Annotated in this window: 17 protein-coding genes and 4 tRNA genes; 12 read left to right on the top strand and 9 right to left on the bottom strand. The window is 49.4% G+C overall.

What is annotated here, in order from left to right; translation table 11 throughout:
* The first annotated feature begins 153 nt into the window (after positions 1 to 153).
* The 6 genes from P253_RS10490 to msrA all read left to right on the top strand — a co-directional run bounded on the left by P253_RS10490 (position 154) and on the right by msrA (position 4,527).
* The gene (locus tag P253_RS10490; RefSeq protein ID WP_005180198.1) at positions 154 to 645 is read left to right on the top strand and encodes a lipocalin family protein; all 492 of its coding nucleotides are present in this window, start codon (positions 154 to 156) and stop codon (positions 643 to 645) included.
* Positions 646 to 847: 202 nt separating this feature from the next.
* Entirely contained in the window at positions 848 to 1,690 is an 843-nt protein-coding gene (gene thyA / locus P253_RS10485) for a thymidylate synthase (RefSeq protein ID WP_016658549.1), read from the top strand.
* 100 nt (positions 1,691 to 1,790) lie between these two features.
* A complete protein-coding gene (locus P253_RS10480) occupies positions 1,791 to 2,303 on the top strand; it encodes a dihydrofolate reductase (protein WP_016658548.1) in 513 nt (170 codons plus the stop codon).
* Between the two features lie 29 nt (positions 2,304 to 2,332).
* A complete protein-coding gene (locus tag P253_RS10475; protein ID WP_016658547.1) occupies positions 2,333 to 3,403 on the top strand; it encodes an Lnb N-terminal periplasmic domain-containing protein in 1,071 nt (356 codons plus the stop codon).
* A 75-nt stretch (positions 3,404 to 3,478) separates the two neighbouring features.
* Positions 3,479 to 3,940 (top strand): META domain-containing protein, encoded by a 462-nt coding sequence (locus tag P253_RS10470; protein ID WP_005180208.1) that lies wholly within the window; start codon positions 3,479 to 3,481, stop codon positions 3,938 to 3,940.
* Between the two features lie 65 nt (positions 3,941 to 4,005).
* Positions 4,006 to 4,527: a peptide-methionine (S)-S-oxide reductase MsrA gene (gene msrA, locus P253_RS10465; protein ID WP_016658546.1), complete on the top strand. Its 522-nt coding sequence runs from the start codon at positions 4,006 to 4,008 to the stop codon at positions 4,525 to 4,527.
* Between the two features lie 69 nt (positions 4,528 to 4,596).
* Here msrA and P253_RS10460 read toward each other — a convergent pair whose 3' ends face one another.
* Both P253_RS10460 and P253_RS10455 read right to left on the bottom strand, forming a co-directional pair.
* Positions 4,597 to 5,238: a fumarylacetoacetate hydrolase family protein gene (locus tag P253_RS10460; protein WP_016658545.1), complete on the bottom strand. Its 642-nt coding sequence runs from the start codon at positions 5,236 to 5,238 to the stop codon at positions 4,597 to 4,599.
* Between the two features lie 36 nt (positions 5,239 to 5,274).
* A complete protein-coding gene (locus P253_RS10455) occupies positions 5,275 to 5,772 on the bottom strand; it encodes a YcxB family protein (RefSeq protein WP_005180217.1) in 498 nt (165 codons plus the stop codon).
* 172 nt (positions 5,773 to 5,944) lie between these two features.
* Here P253_RS10455 and P253_RS10450 point away from each other — a divergent pair, with 172 nt between their 5' ends.
* Positions 5,945 to 7,243: an SRPBCC family protein gene (locus P253_RS10450; protein ID WP_016658544.1), complete on the top strand. Its 1,299-nt coding sequence runs from the start codon at positions 5,945 to 5,947 to the stop codon at positions 7,241 to 7,243.
* A 77-nt stretch (positions 7,244 to 7,320) separates the two neighbouring features.
* On the opposite strand, the gene P253_RS10445 is transcribed toward P253_RS10450, so the two are convergent.
* From P253_RS10445 to P253_RS10430, 4 genes are all read right to left on the bottom strand, one after another.
* Positions 7,321 to 7,397 (bottom strand) — tRNA-Arg (locus tag P253_RS10445).
* A gap of 231 nt (positions 7,398 to 7,628) precedes the next feature.
* A tRNA-Arg gene (locus P253_RS10440) sits at positions 7,629 to 7,705 on the bottom strand.
* Positions 7,706 to 7,754: 49 nt separating this feature from the next.
* A tRNA-Arg gene (locus P253_RS10435) sits at positions 7,755 to 7,831 on the bottom strand.
* A 13-nt stretch (positions 7,832 to 7,844) separates the two neighbouring features.
* Positions 7,845 to 7,934: transfer RNA gene (locus P253_RS10430), tRNA-Ser, on the bottom strand.
* A gap of 265 nt (positions 7,935 to 8,199) precedes the next feature.
* Between P253_RS10430 and rnr the strand changes: the two genes are divergently transcribed.
* The 5 genes from rnr (at position 8,200) to P253_RS10405 (ending at position 14,444) form a co-directional block, all read left to right on the top strand.
* Positions 8,200 to 10,632 (top strand): ribonuclease R, encoded by a 2,433-nt coding sequence (gene rnr / locus P253_RS10425; RefSeq protein ID WP_016658543.1) that lies wholly within the window; start codon positions 8,200 to 8,202, stop codon positions 10,630 to 10,632.
* 135 nt (positions 10,633 to 10,767) lie between these two features.
* The gene (locus tag P253_RS10420) at positions 10,768 to 12,807 is read left to right on the top strand and encodes a M3 family metallopeptidase (RefSeq protein ID WP_035363458.1); all 2,040 of its coding nucleotides are present in this window, start codon (positions 10,768 to 10,770) and stop codon (positions 12,805 to 12,807) included.
* Between the two features lie 40 nt (positions 12,808 to 12,847).
* Complete coding sequence (locus P253_RS10415; protein ID WP_171065117.1) at positions 12,848 to 13,057, top strand: YheV family putative zinc ribbon protein; 210 nt, start codon at positions 12,848 to 12,850, stop codon at positions 13,055 to 13,057.
* Between the two features lie 22 nt (positions 13,058 to 13,079).
* Positions 13,080 to 13,496 carry a hypothetical protein gene (locus P253_RS10410; protein WP_016658541.1) on the top strand — a complete coding sequence of 139 codons (417 nt, stop codon included), beginning with the start codon at positions 13,080 to 13,082 and terminating at the stop codon, positions 13,494 to 13,496.
* 60 nt (positions 13,497 to 13,556) lie between these two features.
* Positions 13,557 to 14,444 (top strand): DMT family transporter, encoded by an 888-nt coding sequence (locus P253_RS10405; protein WP_016658540.1) that lies wholly within the window; start codon positions 13,557 to 13,559, stop codon positions 14,442 to 14,444.
* A gap of 61 nt (positions 14,445 to 14,505) precedes the next feature.
* On the opposite strand, the gene P253_RS16120 is transcribed toward P253_RS10405, so the two are convergent.
* The 3 genes from P253_RS16120 to P253_RS10390 form a co-directional block, all read right to left on the bottom strand.
* Positions 14,506 to 15,948 carry a TRAP transporter large permease subunit gene (locus P253_RS16120; RefSeq protein WP_370670875.1) on the bottom strand — a complete coding sequence of 481 codons (1,443 nt, stop codon included), beginning with the start codon at positions 15,946 to 15,948 and terminating at the stop codon, positions 14,506 to 14,508.
* Between the two features lie 1,014 nt (positions 15,949 to 16,962).
* Positions 16,963 to 17,535: a rhombosortase gene (gene rrtA / locus P253_RS10395; RefSeq protein WP_016658538.1), complete on the bottom strand. Its 573-nt coding sequence runs from the start codon at positions 17,533 to 17,535 to the stop codon at positions 16,963 to 16,965.
* Between the two features lie 55 nt (positions 17,536 to 17,590).
* Positions 17,591 to 18,664, bottom strand: coding sequence for a hypothetical protein (locus P253_RS10390; protein ID WP_016658537.1), 1,074 nt, complete (start codon positions 18,662 to 18,664; stop codon positions 17,591 to 17,593).
* Positions 18,665 to 18,823: the final 159 nt, after the last annotated feature.

Here is an 18,823-nt window from a genome sequence, read left to right as displayed (position 1 = left end):
TAATAACCTGTGTAGCAGTTGCTGCACAGAAAACCGGGCTGAATTTACACTGCATACATGCCGAAACAGGAGCGCTAACAACAATAACCCGAATCCCGTTCAGCCTGCTTAGAATAACTGCAGTCTTTATGAAAATAATTCAGGAAGTTGTTTATGAATTCAGAACTGAACACCATTTCCGGTTTTAACCTGCAACGTTATTTGGGCACCTGGTACGAAATTGCCCGTTTGCCAATGCGCCATGAACCCGAAGACAGTACCGATATTTCCGCCACCTACAGCCTGAATGAAGATAGCAAAGTGCGTGTGCAAAACCGCCGTCTGGATGGTCAGGGTCAACTAGATGAATCGATTGGTGAAGCCACCCCGGTCGATGCTGAACATGGCAAGCTGGAAGTCAGCTTCTTGCCAGAAGGCCTGCGCTGGATTCCGTTTACCAAAGGTGATTACTGGATTTTAAAACTTGATCCGGAGTATCAGACCGCACTGGTCGGTGACCCGAGCCGCAAATACTTATGGTTGCTGCATCGTCATCCACAGCTGGATGAAGCCACACAAAATGAATATCTGGCGCAGGCCAAAAGTCTGGGTTATGACCTGAGTGATCTGATTTACACCCCGCACACCGGCCGGCCAACCGCATAAGCTGCCACTATTTTGCTGAGGCATCTTTTTTAAGATGCCTTTTTTTAATGATGATGAATATTCATCTCGGCCCGGCATCAATGTTATGATGGCTGCACTTTTATGTGCTCATTTAAAGCCAAGATCTTCAACACAGCCAGCCTTTTGCGCTGCAATGAAGGTCGACACAGGAGCCACATCACTATTTGATTGAGAGAATTTCATGCGCCAATATCTTGACCTGTTACAACATATCCTTGACCACGGCGGCGACAAAGGCGACCGTACCGGCACGGGAACCCGTTCTGTATTCGGTCATCAGATGCGCTTTGATCTGTCTCAGGGTTTTCCGCTGTTAACCACCAAAAAAGTGCATTTCCGTTCAATTGTGATTGAACTGTTATGGTTCCTGAAAGGTGATACCAACGTTCAGTATCTGCAGGACAACAAAGTTACGATTTGGGATGAATGGTCAACGGCAGAACAGACCGCGCGTTTCGGCCGTCCTGAAGGCGAGCTTGGTCCGGTATATGGCCATCAGTGGCGTAACTTTGGCGCCAGCAAAAATGCCGATAACGGCTATAATCAGGATGGTTTTGACCAGATTTCCTGGCTAATCAATGAGATTAAAACCAACCCGAATTCACGCCGTTTAATTGTATCGGGCTGGAATCCGCAGGAAGCCGGTCAGGTGGCATTACCACCTTGTCATACCCTGTTCCAGTTTTTTGTTCATAACGGCAAACTCTCTTGCCAGCTGTATCAGCGTAGTGCCGATGTCTTCCTGGGTGTACCATTCAATATTGCTAGCTATGCGCTGCTGACCCATATGATTGCCCAGGTATGTGATCTAGAGGTTGGTGATTTTGTCTGGACCGGCGGCGATACCCATTTATATGCCAACCATTTTGAACAGGCACAACTGCAACTCAGTCGTGAACCGCTGGGGCTGTGCCAGCTGAAACTGAACCCGGACGTCAAAGATCTGTTCGCGTTTAAATTTGAAGATATTGAAATTGTCGGTTATGAGTCACATCCGGCAATTAAGGCCCCGGTAGCGGTTTAAAGCCAATTAATTCCGGACAAATGCCCCATCCCCCTTTCATCGAGGGGGATTTTACATTTTAATAGGGTTAATTTTTCGCATGAGATATGGATGAAACAGCATGGCATTTCAAGGTTTAGAAGTTGTACACGTGGTGGCCATGGATCAGCAGCGCTGTATTGGAAAAGCCAATGATTTGCCATGGCATATTTCTGCCGACTTAAAACATTTTAAGGAAATTACCCAGGGCGGCGTGGTAGTGATGGGCCGTAAAACCCTGGAATCAATGGGTCGTGCCTTACCGAAACGTGTCAATTGGGTGATTACCCGAGATCCAAATTGGGCCTTTGAGGGCACCAAAGTCGCCTATTCAATTGAAGAAGCTTTAACTCAGGCCGTGGCTGATGTGCAGGCTTCAGAAAAGCCGGACAGTATTTTTATTATTGGCGGTGGTGAAATCTTTAAACAGACCATGGATATTGCCGACCGTCTGGAACTGACCCATGTCGAGCTGGATGTGCAGGGCGATGCACATTATCCGGAAATTCCGGCAGCGTTCCAGAAAGTCAGTGCCGAGCAACATTTGGATGACAAAACTGGCATTGCATTTGAGTTTGCCAGCTACCGAAAATAAAGCTTATTTTTCTGAATGAATTCATCAGCATGCAGACACCCCAACAGCCCGAACTGGCACAGCGTTTGATTCAAGGCAGTTTGCATGGCCTGTTTAGCCTGTTTGTAATTGGCAGCTCGATCTGGCTGGTGCTGATCCTGTGGTTTCAGCAGCCGTTTGGACTGCTGTTTAGCCGGATCCTGATTGGCCTGTGGATTGCCTTTGCCATGAGCATTCTGGGCATCTATATCAGCCGGCATCTGATTAGCCGTAAACTGGATGTGCTGATTTATCTGCTGGTATTTCTGTGCAGCCAGCTCTGGTATTTTGGCCTGCCACCTCGCCAGGACCGCGACTGGAATCCCGAAGTGGCGCAGCTGTTACATTCCGAGCGTCACGGCGATCAGGTCATTCTGCACAATGTGCGTAACTTTAACTGGCACAGCGATGGTTCCTACGAGCAGCGCTGGGAAAGTCGCCATTATGACCTGAACCAGATTCGGGGCGTCAACATCATCACTTCCTACTGGATGGGACCACAAATTGCCCACACCCTGGTCAGTTTCGATTTTGCCAATGCCGCACCGCTGACTTTTTCGATTGAAATCCGCAAAGAACGCCATGAAGAATTTTCTTCGCTGGGCGGATTCTTCCGCAAATATGAACTGAGTCTGGTGGCAGCGGATGAAAAAGATATTATCTATACCCGCAGTAATATTCGCGGCGAACAGGTCTATTTTTTCCCGCTGAAGATGCCACGGGACATGCAAAAAGCCCTGTTTCTAGAATATCTGGCCAAAGCCGATGAACTGGCACAACAGCCCAAATGGTATAACACCCTGACCAGTAACTGCACCACCCTGGTCTTTGACATGGTGCAGGCAGTATCCAACCAGACCTTGCCCACCGATTATCGCCTGCTAGCTTCGGGTTATTTACCCAATTATTTGTATGATTTACAGGCGCTTGATCAGAGCTTGAGCATTGAAAGCTGGTATCAGCGCGCTTATATCAATCCGCGTGTGGAACAGCCGGGCCAGCTGGATAGTGCACAATTTTCAGCACTAATCCGGCAGGGTTTGCCCGCGCCATCCGCTCCTGGCGCTCCGTCAAATCAATGATACAATTTTAACTGGCGATCAAATTTAAAATTGGTTTAGATACATCCATCAGCTTTAAAATAAAGAGAAATCCATATGCTTAAACATCTTGCTGCCGTTGCCCTTTTAGGTTCAGCCCTAGTTTTTAGCGGCTGTGAAACTTTACCAACCCCGGGTGCTACCGTTGAAACTGCCAATCTTGTCCAGCTGCAAAACCGCACTTGGATTGTGACCCAGATTGGCAATACCGCGGTTCGCACCGAACCGACTGCCCACAATATTCCAAGCCTGCAATTTGATAGCGCCACCCAACGCGTTAGCGGTGCCGATGGCTGTAACCGGATTATGGGCAGCTACAGCGCCGGCCGTGACACGCTAACGCTAAGCCAAATGGCTGGCACCCGTATGGCCTGCCTCAACAGCAATGGCATTGATCAGAAATTCAATGAAGCACTGGCCAAAGTGACCCATTATCAGGTCTTTGGTAAAACCCTGAAACTGCTGGATCGTTATGGCAATTTGCTGATTCAGCTGGAAAGTGCCGTACAACCGCGTTAATACTGCACCGGCCTGCACCTTTGCAGACCTTTTTTATGAACGATTGAAAACAGAAGGCTGACTCTATGCAACAGGCAATTTTTGGTGGTGGATGTTTCTGGTGTACCGAAGCGGTATTTCTCCAACTGCGCGGTGTGGCCAAAGTGGTGAGTGGCTATGCCGGCGGCCAGATGGACAATCCAAATTATGAAGCGGTGTGCAATGGTGATACCGGCCATGCTGAAGTCATTCTGATTGATTTCGATGACAGTCAAATCAGCTATACCCAGCTGTTAAATGTGTTCTTTGCCACCCATGACCCGACCACGCTTAACCGTCAGGGCAATGATGTCGGCAGCCAGTATCGTTCGGTGATTTATTATTTAAATCCGGAGCAGCAGCAACAGGCCGAACAGATGATCCAGCAGCTCAAAGCCGAGGGCATTGCTGTGGTCACCGAAGTGACCGCTGCACCGCGTTTTTATCCGGCAGAGGCCTATCATCAGAACTTCTTTGCCAATAACCCGACGCAAGGCTATTGCAACTTTGTAATTCCACCCAAACTGATGAAGCTGCATAGCAAGTTTCAGGATTTACTCAAAGACTGAAACCAGGAAGGCTCGAAAAGCGCCATAAAAAAGGACTGCAATTGCAGTCCTCGTCGTCTGGGGAGGCGGTTAAGCCTGAACAAAAGTGCTCCAGACAAATTCCCGGGTTTTGCCCTGCAAACGCATACTTAACTGGTCATTGGCCTTTAAGGCACCCACCCCGGCCGGAGTACCGGTCATTACCACATCGCCCGGCTCCAAACTAAAACTGTGGCTAATTTCAGCCAGTAGCGCACCAATTTCAAAAATCAGCAGCGCGGTATGCCCCTGCTGACGCAGTTCGTCATTAATATGCAGCGTATAGTGCACATCTTTCCAGTCATTAATTTCTGCAACATCGACCCAGTCTGCCAGTACACAAGCCCCATCAAAGGCTTTGGCTCGTTCCCATGGATGGCCTTTCTGTTTCAGTTCATCCTGCAAGTCACGCAAAGTGAGGTCCAGCCCCAAAGTCACCGCCCCCACGGCCTGCAAGGCTTTTTGCGGATCGGTTTCTGCCTTTAAGGGCTGGTCAATACGCAGGCTGAGTTCACATTCATAATGACAGCTGCCCCAGGCCGGATTCCAGGCAATCCCGGCAGATAACGGACGCAGGCTGCTCGGCGGTTTGATAAACAGCACCGGACGATCAGGAACCGCATTGCCCAGTTCTTTGGCATGATCCGCATAACTGCGACCCACACAGACAATTTTCGATGGACGTGTATTCATGATCTTCCCTCTTATGATGTGATGGTTTTAACAGGCTTATTTTTTAAAGGTATTTTCAAACAGGGTCTGATCGGCTGTGCTTTCAAACACGCGTTTTGGCACAATAATCACCATGCGGTTTTTCAGCTCAATCATATAGGTCAGCTTGCCTGAAGCAAAATTCTGCACTTCGTTATAATGCACCACTTTGTCACGGCCATTGGCAGAAATCTCGGCATAATCCTGATACAGCGCAATGCCCTGTTCGCTTTTTCCAAACTGGTATTTGACAAACTGACGCTTAAACATCATCGGCAGGAACCAGTAGCGCATCAGCATCTGTAGCACCAGAAAAAATACCCCCAGCGCCAGATAGTAACGACCTACACCATCGAGGCCCAAATAAATGCCCCAGGCAATAATCCCGACACTGATTAACGGGGTAATAAAACGGGTAAACTGTTTTTTACCAAAGGTGGCCAGAGCAAAGCCATCCTGAGATTCTTCCAGATTTAAAAAATAACGTAGCGACAAGGCAGGCTTGAGTTCCGACATCGGCTCATCATCAAATCAGTTAAATTACGCTAAATATTACACCAGAATAGGTGATTTCCTTATTCTTTTTCTCGCCAGTGCTGTCATGATGATGCTGCAACCACCATTCAAAAAATAACCCTATTCAAAACGGGATGATTCGCTCACCTCCACAGCAAAAACAGGATGTTTTATGCCACAGACGCACACCCGATTGATCGCCCTGCTTTGCAGTCTGCTGCTGCCGGTTTCTGCCTGGGCCAGTTTAGTTCGCTGGACAGGAAAAATGCCAGGCAGTTTACAAGGCTATGGCAGCAGTGCCGAGCAGCTGGCCGCGCTGACCGGAGATGGAATTCTGATTTATGCGCATGCCGCGCAACCGATTCAGCTGCCAACTTTCGCATCCACAAAACGGGGTAAATTTTATAGTGCTGCGGTGGTGCTGCCAGTGCCCAGTCACAAAGTTGCGGCGCTGCTCAGTGATTATTCAGGCTATGCCCAGCTGTTTCCGACCTTAAAAAGCGCCAAGATGCTGGAGCAGCGCCAGCACATCAGTCAGGTCAAATACCGGATTCATATTCCCACGCCCATTCCGGTGCTGAACTTTAAAGACGATGTGATCCTGCAACATCAGCGCACCGACAACAGTATTGAAACCCTGGTGATTGACGCACCCATTCCGTATGGCGCCGGAAAAATAGAATGGTTTGCCTTGTCGGCCCATCAGACGCTGGTCACGGTCACGCACTGGGGAGATTTGGCGCAGCCCAAAGGCTTTTTATTTCGTACCATCCTGAATGCCCTGCCCGATGCCAAACTGGGCCTGCCGGCCGGCACCAATGCCTTTATTCTGGAAGCACTGCAACGTAAATTTAAAAGCACAACACCCCGAGCCTTACCCGCCGGCGACGTACCAGCCCCTGAATTAAGTGTCAGCCAGATGAACAAAATCCGGCAGATCAGCCAGAAATCACAAGAACCCGTATCCTTTATTTTACCGGCCTATCAGGTGTCCTATGGTGCAAAGCAGGAAATCATGCGTTTTAGCAGCAGCTATCAGTACTATGCCCAGCCGGCCAGCAAGCTAAAACCCTGGCTTGAACCGCAGGCCTACCAGCACCTGTTTCCACGGCAAATTAAAAAAGTTCATATTCAGCAGCCCTCTGCCCGGCAGCTGGATGCCGACTATAAAATTTCGGTCGGACTGGGCGTGATTCAGATTCCGTTTGATTTTAAACTGCGTTTTCAGGCACAAGGCGCTCTGGAGCAGCAGTTTCAGGCGGTGGGTGGAGATTTACGCTATGTGCAAGGCGACATGCAGATTTTGCCGCAAGCCGAGGGCAGTTTACTGAATGTGACCAGCGCCATGAACATTGATGCGCAGGCACCGTTTTTATTACGCGCCATGCGCAGTATGCCGTATCACGAGCTGCTGCCGGCATTGGGTGGCAATACCGTGCTGACCTTAAAGATTCAACAGAAGATCAAATAATGCGGGAATGTTTTAGTAAATTATAGACACAAAAAAACCGCAACATGTGCGGTTTTTTCAGAATTCTTTATCAAGATTGGTGCGCTCAGAGAGATTCGAACTCCCGACCCCTTAGTTCGTAGCCAAGTGCTCTATCCAGCTGAGCTATGAGCGCAACGTCTTGATGGGGTGCATTATACGGGCTTTTCGGTATTTGTTAAGTCTTATTTCATAAAAATGCAACCAAATGGATAGATATTGGACAAATCATGTATTTGTACGCTGATTTTATACAGGTTTTAAATTGCAGTTGAAATTGTAACAAATAAGGAAGCCGGCTGATGCAGCTGAGTAGCCAAATTGCAGGCACAAAAAAACCGCAACATGTGCGGTTAATTGTTCAAGTTGGTGCGCTCAGAGAGATTCGAACTCCCGACCCCTTAGTTCGTAGCCAAGTGCTCTATCCAGCTGAGCTATGAGCGCGTCACTTGTGTCGTCTATATTAGACTACGTTATTTCCCAGTTTACTTATTGGTGCGCTCAGAGAGATTCGAACTCCCGACCCCTTAGTTCGTAGCCAAGTGCTCTATCCAGCTGAGCTATGAGCGCGACATAAGTAAAGTGGCGGTGAGAGAGGGATTCGAACCCTCGATACAGTTGCCCGTATGCGTCCTTAGCAGGGACGTGGTTTCAGCCACTCACCCATCTCACCGTAACGTGCCGCCATAATACAAATTTAACTGTAGCACTGCAAGCGCAGTCACTCTATTTTTTGCAGTTTTTTGCTCAATTAAATATTTTTTAAACAATTTATTGCTTCTAGCCTGGCATTTTCTGCAAATTTATGGGGAATGTGATTTTATCTACTCGCAATCATCTTAAAATAAAGACTTAAAACACATTATTGCAATCATTTACGTGCAGTCTGACGCTGCATGACTTATGCTAAACCTATCTTCTGACTTGAAGCCAAAGACATGATGAAAAACTGGGTCGATCCTGAAGCAAAAGCTGAAGCCGAACGTTACGATAATCCGATTCCAAGTCGCACACTGATTCTTGAAAGTATTGAAAAACTGCAACAGGCCCAGTCGCATGCCGACTTGGTTGAATATTTTGAAATTGCCGATCAGAAAAGTATTGATGCCCTGAGCCACCGCTTAATTGCCATGGTGCGTGATGGCCAGCTCATGAAAGACGGATTCAAGTTCCAGCTTGCCGCCGAGCAGCCTACCCATGAAGCCACGGTCTACATTAATAGCAAGGGTCTCGGTTCTGCCCATATTGACGGACAAAATGACATCCTGCTACCCGAGCGTGAATTGCGTCTGGTGTTTAATGGCGACCGCGTTAAAGTGCGCCAGACCTCGGTCGATCGCAAAGGCAAAGCCTGGGGCTTTATTACCGAAGTCCAGCAGCGCCGTGTGAAACAGATCATTGGCAAACTGTCGATGTATGACGGTGAATATTTTATTCAGCCGGGCAATCCGAACAGCCATCAGCCGGTGACTTTAGAAAAAGAGCTGGTTGAACACGCCAAACTGAATCTGGGCGATTCAGTTCGCGTTGCCATTGATGACTATCCAAGCCGTGAAGAATTTGCCACCGGCCATGTGGTGCAGTCGATGGCCGATAAAGCCGACACCGAAATCATCATTCCCCAAACCATTTTAGAGTTTGGTTTGCCGTATGAATTTCCGGACAATGTCTTAAAAGATGCCGACAGTTTTAAAGAACCGTCAGCCAAAGACCGTGAGGGCCGGGTCGATTTACGTGATTTAGCTCTGGTCACCATTGATGGTGAAGATGCCCGCGACTTTGATGATGCGGTGTATGCAGAAAAACGTCCAGGGGGTGGTTACCGCGTAGTGGTCGCGATTGCTGATGTCAGCCACTATGTCCGCACGGGCAAACCACTGGATGATGAAGCCCAGGAACGCGGCACTTCGGTCTATTTCCCGCATTTTGTCTTGCCGATGTTGCCAGAAGCCTTATCGAATGGCTTATGTTCGCTGAATCCGCAGGTAGATCGTCTGTGTATGGTCTGTGACCTGAACCTGTCCCGTGCCGGCCGGGTAACCAAATTCGAATTCTATCCCGCGGTAATGCATTCCAAAGCCCGTCTGACCTATACCCAGGTGGCGCAATATTTTGATGGTGACAGCGCTGCCATTCCGGAAGACCGGGATGTACGCAAATCGCTGAATACCCTGTTCCAGCTGTATCAGGTACTTAAAGGTTTACGTTCCCAGCGTCATGCCATGGAATTTGAAACCGTCGAAACCTATATGACCTTCGACGAACTCGGCGGGATTCAGGAAATCCTGCCGCGAACCCGTAATGATGCGCATAAACTGATTGAAGAGTGCATGTTGCTGGCCAACGTGGCGGCGGCAGAATTTGCGCTCAAAAATGATATTCCGATGCTGTACCGTGTGCATGAGCCACCTGAATTTTCACGGATTCAGAAAGTTCGTGAATTTGTAAAACTGCTGGGATTGAATTTCCCGGAACAGCCAACCCAGGCCGATTATCAGGCCGTGATTGATGCCACCAAAGACCGCATTGATGCGCCAAGTATTCATGCGGTGCTATTACGCTCGATGATGCAGGCCTATTACGGCGCGGCCAATGCCGGCCACTATGGTCTGGCCTATGAAGCCTATACTCACTTCACCTCGCCAATTCGCCGTTATCCGGATCTACTCTTGCACCGTGCCATTAAAGCGCATCTGGCCCAGAAACCATATCCGATTTCGGGTGCCGCGCTGGATGATGCCGGTGAGCATTTCTCGCAAACCGAACGTCGTGCCGATGAAGCTTCCCGCTCTGTGACCATGTGGCTGAAATGTCATTATATGCAGCAGCATTTAGGCGAAGAATTTGTCGGGGTGATTTCTGCCGTGACCGAATTTGGTCTGTTTGTCACGCTGAAAGATCTGTATGTCGATGGCATGATTCACGTCAGCCAGCTGGGCGATGACTTCTTTATGTTTGATCAGGCCAGCCAGTCACTGGTCGGTCAGTCACGCGGTCAGACCTTTAGTCTGGGCGATGAAGTCAAAGTCAAGGTGGCCGGAGTCAACCTGGAAGAACGCAAGATTGATTTCGAGCTGGTCAAACAATTGACCCATGCCGGTCGTGCGATCCGCAGCCGTGCACCACGCGTGGCCAAAGCCGCGCCGCGTGCTGAAGCCACCGAAGAAATCTTTCATGATCGTCCAGTCAAGCTTGCCGTGAGTGAAGATGGCGAACAGCCGTTGAAGAAGAAAAAGGCCAAATCCAAGCCGAGTTCTTATGGCAAAAAGCCGGCGAAAAAAGTCACCGCCAAGGCTGAAAGCAAAGACAAGGTCAAGAAAAAAGCCAAAGTGAAAAAGAAAAAGTCCAATGCCAAGTCCAAGCTGGACTAAGCAGCCCGATCAGAAACAGAGCGCCACGGCGCTCTTTTTTGTATGAAGTTGAGCAATTCTGTACACACCGCTTGATTTCCCACGCTGGAGGCCCTACATCTATTGCTAAGACAGGACTTCAACATGGAAAAAGAAATGACATTAGAACAGGTAACCCTGCCAGTACCCCAGTTTGACCAGATTACGCTGCCCCAATTAAAACAACAGGTTGAACAGACCATCACCCAAGGGCAGGCCTTTTTACAGCAACTCCAAGACATTCCGGCCAGTAGCGATGCACAGTTGCAGGTTCTGGCGCAGGTCGATCATCTGGAAAACCAGATGAGCGAAAGCTGGGGCGTACTCTCGCACCTGAATGCGGTGATGAACAATGCCGAAACCCGTGAAGTCTATCAGGCACTGTTACCTGGCCTGAGCGAATACTATACCCAGCTCGGTCAGCACACGGTGCTGTATCAGACCTATCAGCAGGCTCATGATGCAGTGACGTTTAATGACTTACCCGCAGCGCAACAAAGCGCAATTAAACTGGCGCTGCGTGACTTTAAATTGTCAGGTGTGGCCTTGGAAGGTGAAGCGAAAAAACGCTATGCGGAAATTTCAGCGCGCCTGTCGCAGCTGTCCTCTGACTTTTCCAACCATGTACTGGATGCAACACAGGCTTACTTTAAACCGCTCACAGAAGCGCAACTGGCCGGCCTGCCTGCCAGCAGTGTGGAATTACTCAAGCAGTATGGCCAGCAACGTGAGCTGGAGCAGCCGGTTGCGACGCTGGATTTCCCGTCCTATCTGGCCATTATGACCTATGCTGAAGATCGCAGCCTGCGTGAAGAGTTATATAAGGCTTATACCACCCGTGCTTCTGACCAGTCGGCCGATCAGGCCTTTGACAATACCGCGGTGATGGAAGAAATTTTAAGCCTGCGTCAGGAAATGGCCCAGCTGCTCGGCTTTAACAACTATGCCGAACTGTCATTAGCCAGCAAAATGGCACCAAGTGTCGAAGCAGTTGAGCAGTTCCTGGTTGAGCTGGCCGAACATGCCCGTCAGCCGGCTGAACAGGAGATTGCCGAACTGAAAGCCATTGCCGCAGCAGATGGCATTCAGCAGCTGCAACCCTGGGATACCAGTTTCTATTCAGAAAAGCTGAAACTGGCCCAGTTCAATCTGTCTCAGGAAGCACTGAAACCGTATTTCCCGGCGCCAAAAGTGGTTGATGGCTTATTTAGCATCGTCAAGCGTCTATACGATGTCGATATTATCGAGCGTGAAGCACCGGTCTGGCATCCAGACGCCCGTTATTTTGAACTGCAAGATCAGGGTCAGGTAATTGGCGGTTTCTATTTTGACCTGTATGCCCGTCAGGGCAAACGCGGCGGCGCCTGGATGAGCGGTTTCCGTTCGCGCATGCAGCAAAGCCAGGGCCTGCAACAGCCAATTTGCTATATGGTCTGTAACTTCACCCCGCCCGTGGGGGATCAGCCGGCCTTACTGACCCATGATGAAGTACTGACCTTATTCCATGAATTTGGGCATGGCCTGCATCATATGCTGACGGAAGTCGACAACATTGCGGTGGCCGGCACTCACGGCGTAGCCTGGGATGCGGTGGAACTGCCAAGCCAGTTTATGGAATTCTGGGCTTGGGACAAAGAAAGCCTGGATGTACTCAGTCAGCATATCGACACACAGGCCACCCTGCCGGATGATTTACTGCAGGCACTACTCAATGCCCGCTTCTTCCAGTCCGGCATGCAGACCCTGCGTCAGTTGGAATTTGCCCTGTTTGACCTGAATATTCACTGCATGACTCCGGCCTTGACCGCCAGCCAGATTCAGGATGTGCTGAATGAAATCCGGCACAAATATGCAGTGGTGCCAACCACCGATTACAACCGCTTCCAGCATAGCTTCAGCCACATCTTCGCGGGGGGCTATGCGGCCGGTTATTATTCCTATAAATGGGCCGAAGTTTTGGCCAGCGATGCCTTCGATCGCTTCGAAAATGAAGGGGTATTTAACACCGACACCGGAAAGCAGTTCAGGCAGTTTATTCTAGCAGTTGGCGGAAAAGATTCAGCACTTGACGCGTTTATCAATTTCCGCGGACGCGAGCCAAAAATAGATGCATTATTGCGTCATCAAGGTTGGACGAAGCCAATTAAAAACGCTTAAACTAGGGCCTTAATTTGAACACAGGATCAGTATGATGACCATCAAACGTCGTTTCATTGCAGGCGCAAAATGTCCAAAATGCCAGGCTATGGATCGGGTGGTCATGCTGACCTCAGGTGATGATGAATGGATTGAATGTATCGACTGTGGCTATAGCGAAAATCGCCCAACCCATGTCGATGAACCTCAGCCACCGGCAGCGCCTGATGAAGTGGGTGTGATTCAATTTAAACCACGTCATCCTAAGTAAAAAAATTAAGGTTCATTTATTCATGACGCTTGATCAGAGAAATAGCTCAAAACTATTATGGGCCATTATTGGGGGCCTGATCGTAATCGTACTTGTGGTGCTGTCTTATCAATGGATGAGCCAAAACCAGAGCGCAGAGGTAACACCTGAAGCCCAGCTGCTAAGTCAGCCGGCCGCACCGGCTGCCAAAGCCAAAGCAGAACCAGCGGTGCAGCTGGAAGAAGTGCCACAGCAACTGGTGAGTGAAGATATTCTGAAACAGCCGGTTGCTACCAACGCGACCCTGGCCAAAGAAGAAATGGCCAAACTAGAAGACCTGCAGGCACAGCTAGATGATCAGGCCGCACTGCTCAATGCCCAGCACGCCGATGCTGATGAACTGATTCGCCTGAAAGAAGAACAGATTCAGCTGCTCGAAGCCCAGCTCAAACAGCAATAATTATGACCGGCAGTCTGCGTTAAATCGGCTAGAATACATCCTTATTCCTCGCCCGGGTTGATGATGACTGCTTCCACGCCTCAGCATGATCTGATCAAAGCCATTGGCTTACTCACCCTCTCTGCTTTTCTGTTTTCGCTCATGGGCGTGTGTATCCGCTACGCCTCGCATACGGTCGACAATGCCACTATTGTGTTCTTCCGTAATTTTATTGGCCTGTTTATTTTTCTGCCGCTGCTGTTCAATAAAGGCCTCGGCTTTTTTAAAACCCGGCGTCTGTGGATGCATACCTGGCGTAGTGTGGTCGGTCTGCTGGCGATGTATGGCTTTTTCTATGCCATTGCCCAGCTTAAACTGTCCAATGCGATGGTGTTTACCTATTCTTCCCCGATCTTTATTCCGCTCATTGCCTGGTTATTCCTGAAAGAAAAAGTCAGTGCAGCCATGCTGATCGCCGCCCTGTTTGGTCTAATGGGCGTACTCTGTGTGGCCAAACCAGATGCCGGCCTGTTCAATCATCTGTCGATCATTGGTCTGGGCGCCAGTTTTCTGGCCGCAATGGCCTTTGTCACTGTGCGCGCCCTGACGCAAACCGAACCACCAGAACGGATTGTGTTTTATTTCTGCCTGATTGGCACCCTGATTTCAGTCATTCCAATGTTCTGGCTATGGCGAAGCTATCAATGGAGTGAACTGGGCCTGCTGATCAGTGCCGGGGTGCTGGCCAATATCAGCCAGATTTTTATGTCGCGGGCCTATAGTCTGGCACCTGCCGGTCAGATTGGGCCGGTAAATTATATTGCGATTATTTTTGCCGGCATCTGGGGCTTTTTGTTCTGGCAGGAATTGCCAGATCTGTCTAGCCTGCTCGGCTTTGGCCTGATTTTAATTGCGATTTTACTGTGCAGCCCGCTGTTTAAAAAAGCCAGTCCTACACAGGCGCCATAAAAATACCCTGACCTTTCGCAAAAGATCAGGGTATGGTCATCATCACGGTTGAACGGCTGGCTTACTGATACCAGCCAAACAGTTTAAAGAAGTATGGTACATAGGCAATGATCAGCATCGCTGGCAGCATCACCAGAATCGGCAGAATCCAGCGCTCAAAACGATAGTAGAAGGATTTGTGGCGCACTTCGGCATCTGCCGCCGCCACTTCTTCATCGCCAATCGACTGCCTCGCCAGCAAGTGGTTCAGCGCGACCGGCGGGGTGATATAGCCCATTTCAAAGCCAATCAGGGTAATCATCCAGAAATGTACCGGTTCAATCCCATACTGGTAGGCTACCGGTGCCACCGTGGCAGAAATCAGGATGACCGCACCAAACGGGTCCATAATCATGCCGACCAGTACCATCACCAGCACAATCAGGCTAATCACAATAAAGGTACTACTGATATCGGTCGGGAAAGCTTCCATGATTTCAATCCGTTCCAGGAAGCCGCCGACACTGACCGATAAGGCCATCAAAATCACCAGTGCACCAATATGCCCCACGGTTTCACTAATGGAAATGTGCATCGACTTCCAGAAGCCAACCTCACGCTCCGGCTCGGACACCGCCACGCTATGATCCGCCGACATGCCAGTATCCTCAGTTGCAGTATGTACGCCATCGCGGTATTCCACACCACTGACTGCACTGGCGGTCGCCAGCGCCGGTTGCGATGAATCGGTATATTTTGCTGTCAGGCTTTCATCCCAATGACCTACTGGTGGAATTGGCGCCGGTTCATGCCGCAATTTATCAAACAGGACAATTAACAGCAGAATCACAGGCATCATCACCGGCGCGGTAAATTCGTTCAGGTTGGTGTCCAGCGCATATTTGTAGAACATCCAGATCAGCACGAAAATAATCACATACGGCACCACCGCACCCATGGCACGTAAAGATCGTGGTGCAGCCACAGCTGGTGAAGCAATCCGGAACTTACTTTCAGCAAAGAACAGCGATACCACCAGGAAAATTGTTGTAGTCAGCAGGAATACATACACGCCATAGTGGTACAGCACATCGGTGGTGACTTCCTTGTTTAAAGAGGCAACAACCACAATCAGCAGACATGGACGTAAGACTACCCCCATCGAACCAGATAAAGCCGTTGCTGCCAGGGCAAACTGACGGCGCCCGCCAGCATTCCAGACTTCTTTATAAATGATGGCACCGGCCGCGATCACGAAAATCCCCGAGGCACCGGTATAGGCTGTCGGTAATGCTGCACCAATCAGGATTAACCAGGTCAGGGTTTCGGGTGCCAGATTCCATGGCCGCATGATGTTCAGGAATTTATCCACCACACGGGTCTGTTTCAGCAGCATACCGACCCAGATAAACAGCGCCAGATTCAGGAAGATGCTGGAGAATTCCACCAGCTGGCCCAGGTAAATCCCCTGCCCCATTGGATAATCCATGAAGAAGGTAAAGGCAATACCGGTAATAATGGCCATATAGGCATACAGCGGTACACTCAGGAAAGCCAGACCTAGACTGCCCCCTTCTCGCGTTGGTGCAGGCGGGCGAATAAACTGCCATAAACTGATGAGGGTCAGCGCACTGAACAGGATCATCCACAACCAGTAAATGATCTGCATTTCACCGGTCATCGGCACCCCGGAATTCAGCACCGAACGATACTGGCTATAGGCCGAGAACGCCAGAAAGGCATTGGCCACGGTCATGCAGGTGGTATATATCCGATAATCAATTCGTGTGGCAGGCCCACGCAAACCAATATGATGGGTTTTTAAAGTGGCACTAATCGCGGCAAACACCACCATCAACACCAGCAGCAAGGCACGGTTTTCAGTACCAAATTTAAAGATGCCAAAGAAGGTGGTTTCTACACTGCGATAGGTGCGTAAACTTGGATGCGCCTGCATATGCTGCACAGCCTGATCATAAAACACATATTTTTCTTCACAGACCTGCTGCGCGGCCATAATTGAGGCACGCACATCCGATTCAGACGGGGTTCCAAAAATATCAGCAAATTCATCGGCCGCATTGGCTTTCATTTGTGCCTGCACCTGGCCGTCAATATCCGGGTTGCGGTCACAGTCAGGGGCACTTGGTTCAGCGCGCAAGAATGAATACTGCATACCGGTGGCAGGATCACCGTATAGACGTTCGCCCATACGCAACAGCTGGCCGTGAATCATCTCACCGGTTCCAATGATCAGCGTCAGCAGCAGCAGCACCAGAATCACAAAGGCAGAAATCCATTCTGTCCATATATATCTGAGCAGATCCAGTCCGGATCTGCGTTGTCCTTGATTTGACATATTTTTTCCTGTTTTTTTATTTTCGGAAACGGCAACAGGGCCGTATTTCGCGCATCCTGTAGCAAGCAGCCATCCTGCTGCTATTCAAATCTTGTTGTCATTCTTTTCGAATGTGCATCAAAGTACATTCATTTAAAATGACAATATTCATTTTCTTTTTGGTAGAAATGGTCAACCGGATCACTTTTTCAAGCTGTAGGTATAGATCAGATAGACAATCGCCAATCCCGCACCCCAGATCACGCCCAGCAAATGCGCCTCGACCAGTACCGGGCTGCCAATCAGCTCGGCCGTTTCCTTACTGCCAAAGGTATTTTCCCACAGCAGTTTGGCCAGAATCAGCAGCAATACCAGCGCAGCAAACCGGCGTTCTTGAGCATCAAGCAAATGCACTACTGCCACCGCCATATAGGCTCCATGCAGCACCCCAGACAGGCCGGCATAGGCTTCAATATGTGGAAACAGGACATAGAAACTGAAACTGATAGCCGGAGGTAATAGTAATAACAGGCTGAAAAAATGCCAGGTTTTGACCCGCGGAAAAATAAAAGGCAAACAGGCAAAGGCCAGAATATTCAGCAGATAATGCACCCAGCCCACATGCACCCAATGCGCTGTCCACAAGCGCCAGAATTCTTGTAACAGAGCAGGACGCCAATAAATAAAATGATCCGCAAACACCTGCAAACAGGCCGCCAGCGACATAAACACGGCAATAAAAATAATTTTCTTACTGAAAAAATGAAGTGTCATGTCGTTGTCCCTGTTGAATCTTTTAAGTATAAAGCGTCCTCCTCGTAGCGACTATTTACAGATTGTTGAGTTCCGTATCTGGAACGGCCGTTGTATCTTCACCAAATAAATCATCCAGTTCAGACGCATTGTCCTGCTCATCCCAGAAACGGCTCATACCATCATCGGCAGTACGTACCCCGGTATTTTCAGTCCAGTAACGGTCTGAAATCCCCTGCACCATGGTGGCAGCCATGCTGTCAATTAGCTTGAATTGCGGGTTAATTGGTTTTTCTTCGGTGCGTGCAGCCGCAAATGATTTTAGCGCATCACGAATCTTGGCATCATCGCCGCTGGCCTGCGCGGCCACTGCATACAGGGCATGCGACAGGCGCACACCTTTCTGCTCACCAATTTGCATCGACTGTTTCAGGGTCTGATACGGCTCCGGTTTGCCATCTCCCGCACCTGGCAACAAGGTCCAGATCACGGCACGGGTGGCTTGTGGTGCACCCCAGAATTTTTCATTGTTCAGACAGGTCATGCCACGCTCGACCACGGCAGCAATATCTTTAGGCACATGCACCGCACCGCCAGAGTTAATATCATTGGTCATGGCCTGTAAACCACTGATCATGCCAAGCAAATACACGGTCTGATCAATATCGCTGTTCATTTTCGGGCAGCCTTCACCCAGTGGTTTTCTGTATTTCTTTTCCCAGCGATTCTGGAATAACTGATAACCGGTATATTGGCGCTGTGCCGCAATAGCCGCCCAGCGTTTCTGTTCAATCCGGGCATCTTGCGCTTCACTGACCTGTCCGGCTTTTGACGCACGCAAATAACGCAGCTCGGCATCTAGGGCACGGTTTTCCGCACAGATACCGGCGGCTGAATACATCAGCACCGCAACCCGGGTCGGGTCTGCCCCCATATCTTTGGTGGCCATAATTGCAGGGGTCAAGGAATTGCCGCTGCTACAGACCATTTCGGCATCATCCATAGCCAGAATGGGAGGAACAATATGTTTTTCTGTAAAACCTAAAGCCACATTGGCACCGGTTTTCACCACTTGTGAACAGCCGGAAAGAAGTGTTGTTGTGAATGCAATAACCGCCACACCCTGGCAGATTTTTTGGACTTGCGACATTTTCCTGTCCTCTATAATTGTGTTTATGTCCATGGCAACAAACATATCAGATGCATTATCTGAATAAAAGAGCATTTACTCTAATCTGAGAGCTGTACTTTGACATGAAAAGCGGGCAAGAAAATTGACTGAATTTGCAGGAAAGCCAAATTTTAGGCA

It is taken from the genome of Acinetobacter indicus CIP 110367, from assembly GCF_000488255.1.
GTDB lineage: Bacteria > Pseudomonadota > Gammaproteobacteria > Pseudomonadales > Moraxellaceae > Acinetobacter > Acinetobacter indicus.
The sequence above is the reverse complement of the archived record's forward strand: the minus strand, read 5'-3'. Positions and strand labels throughout refer to the sequence as shown.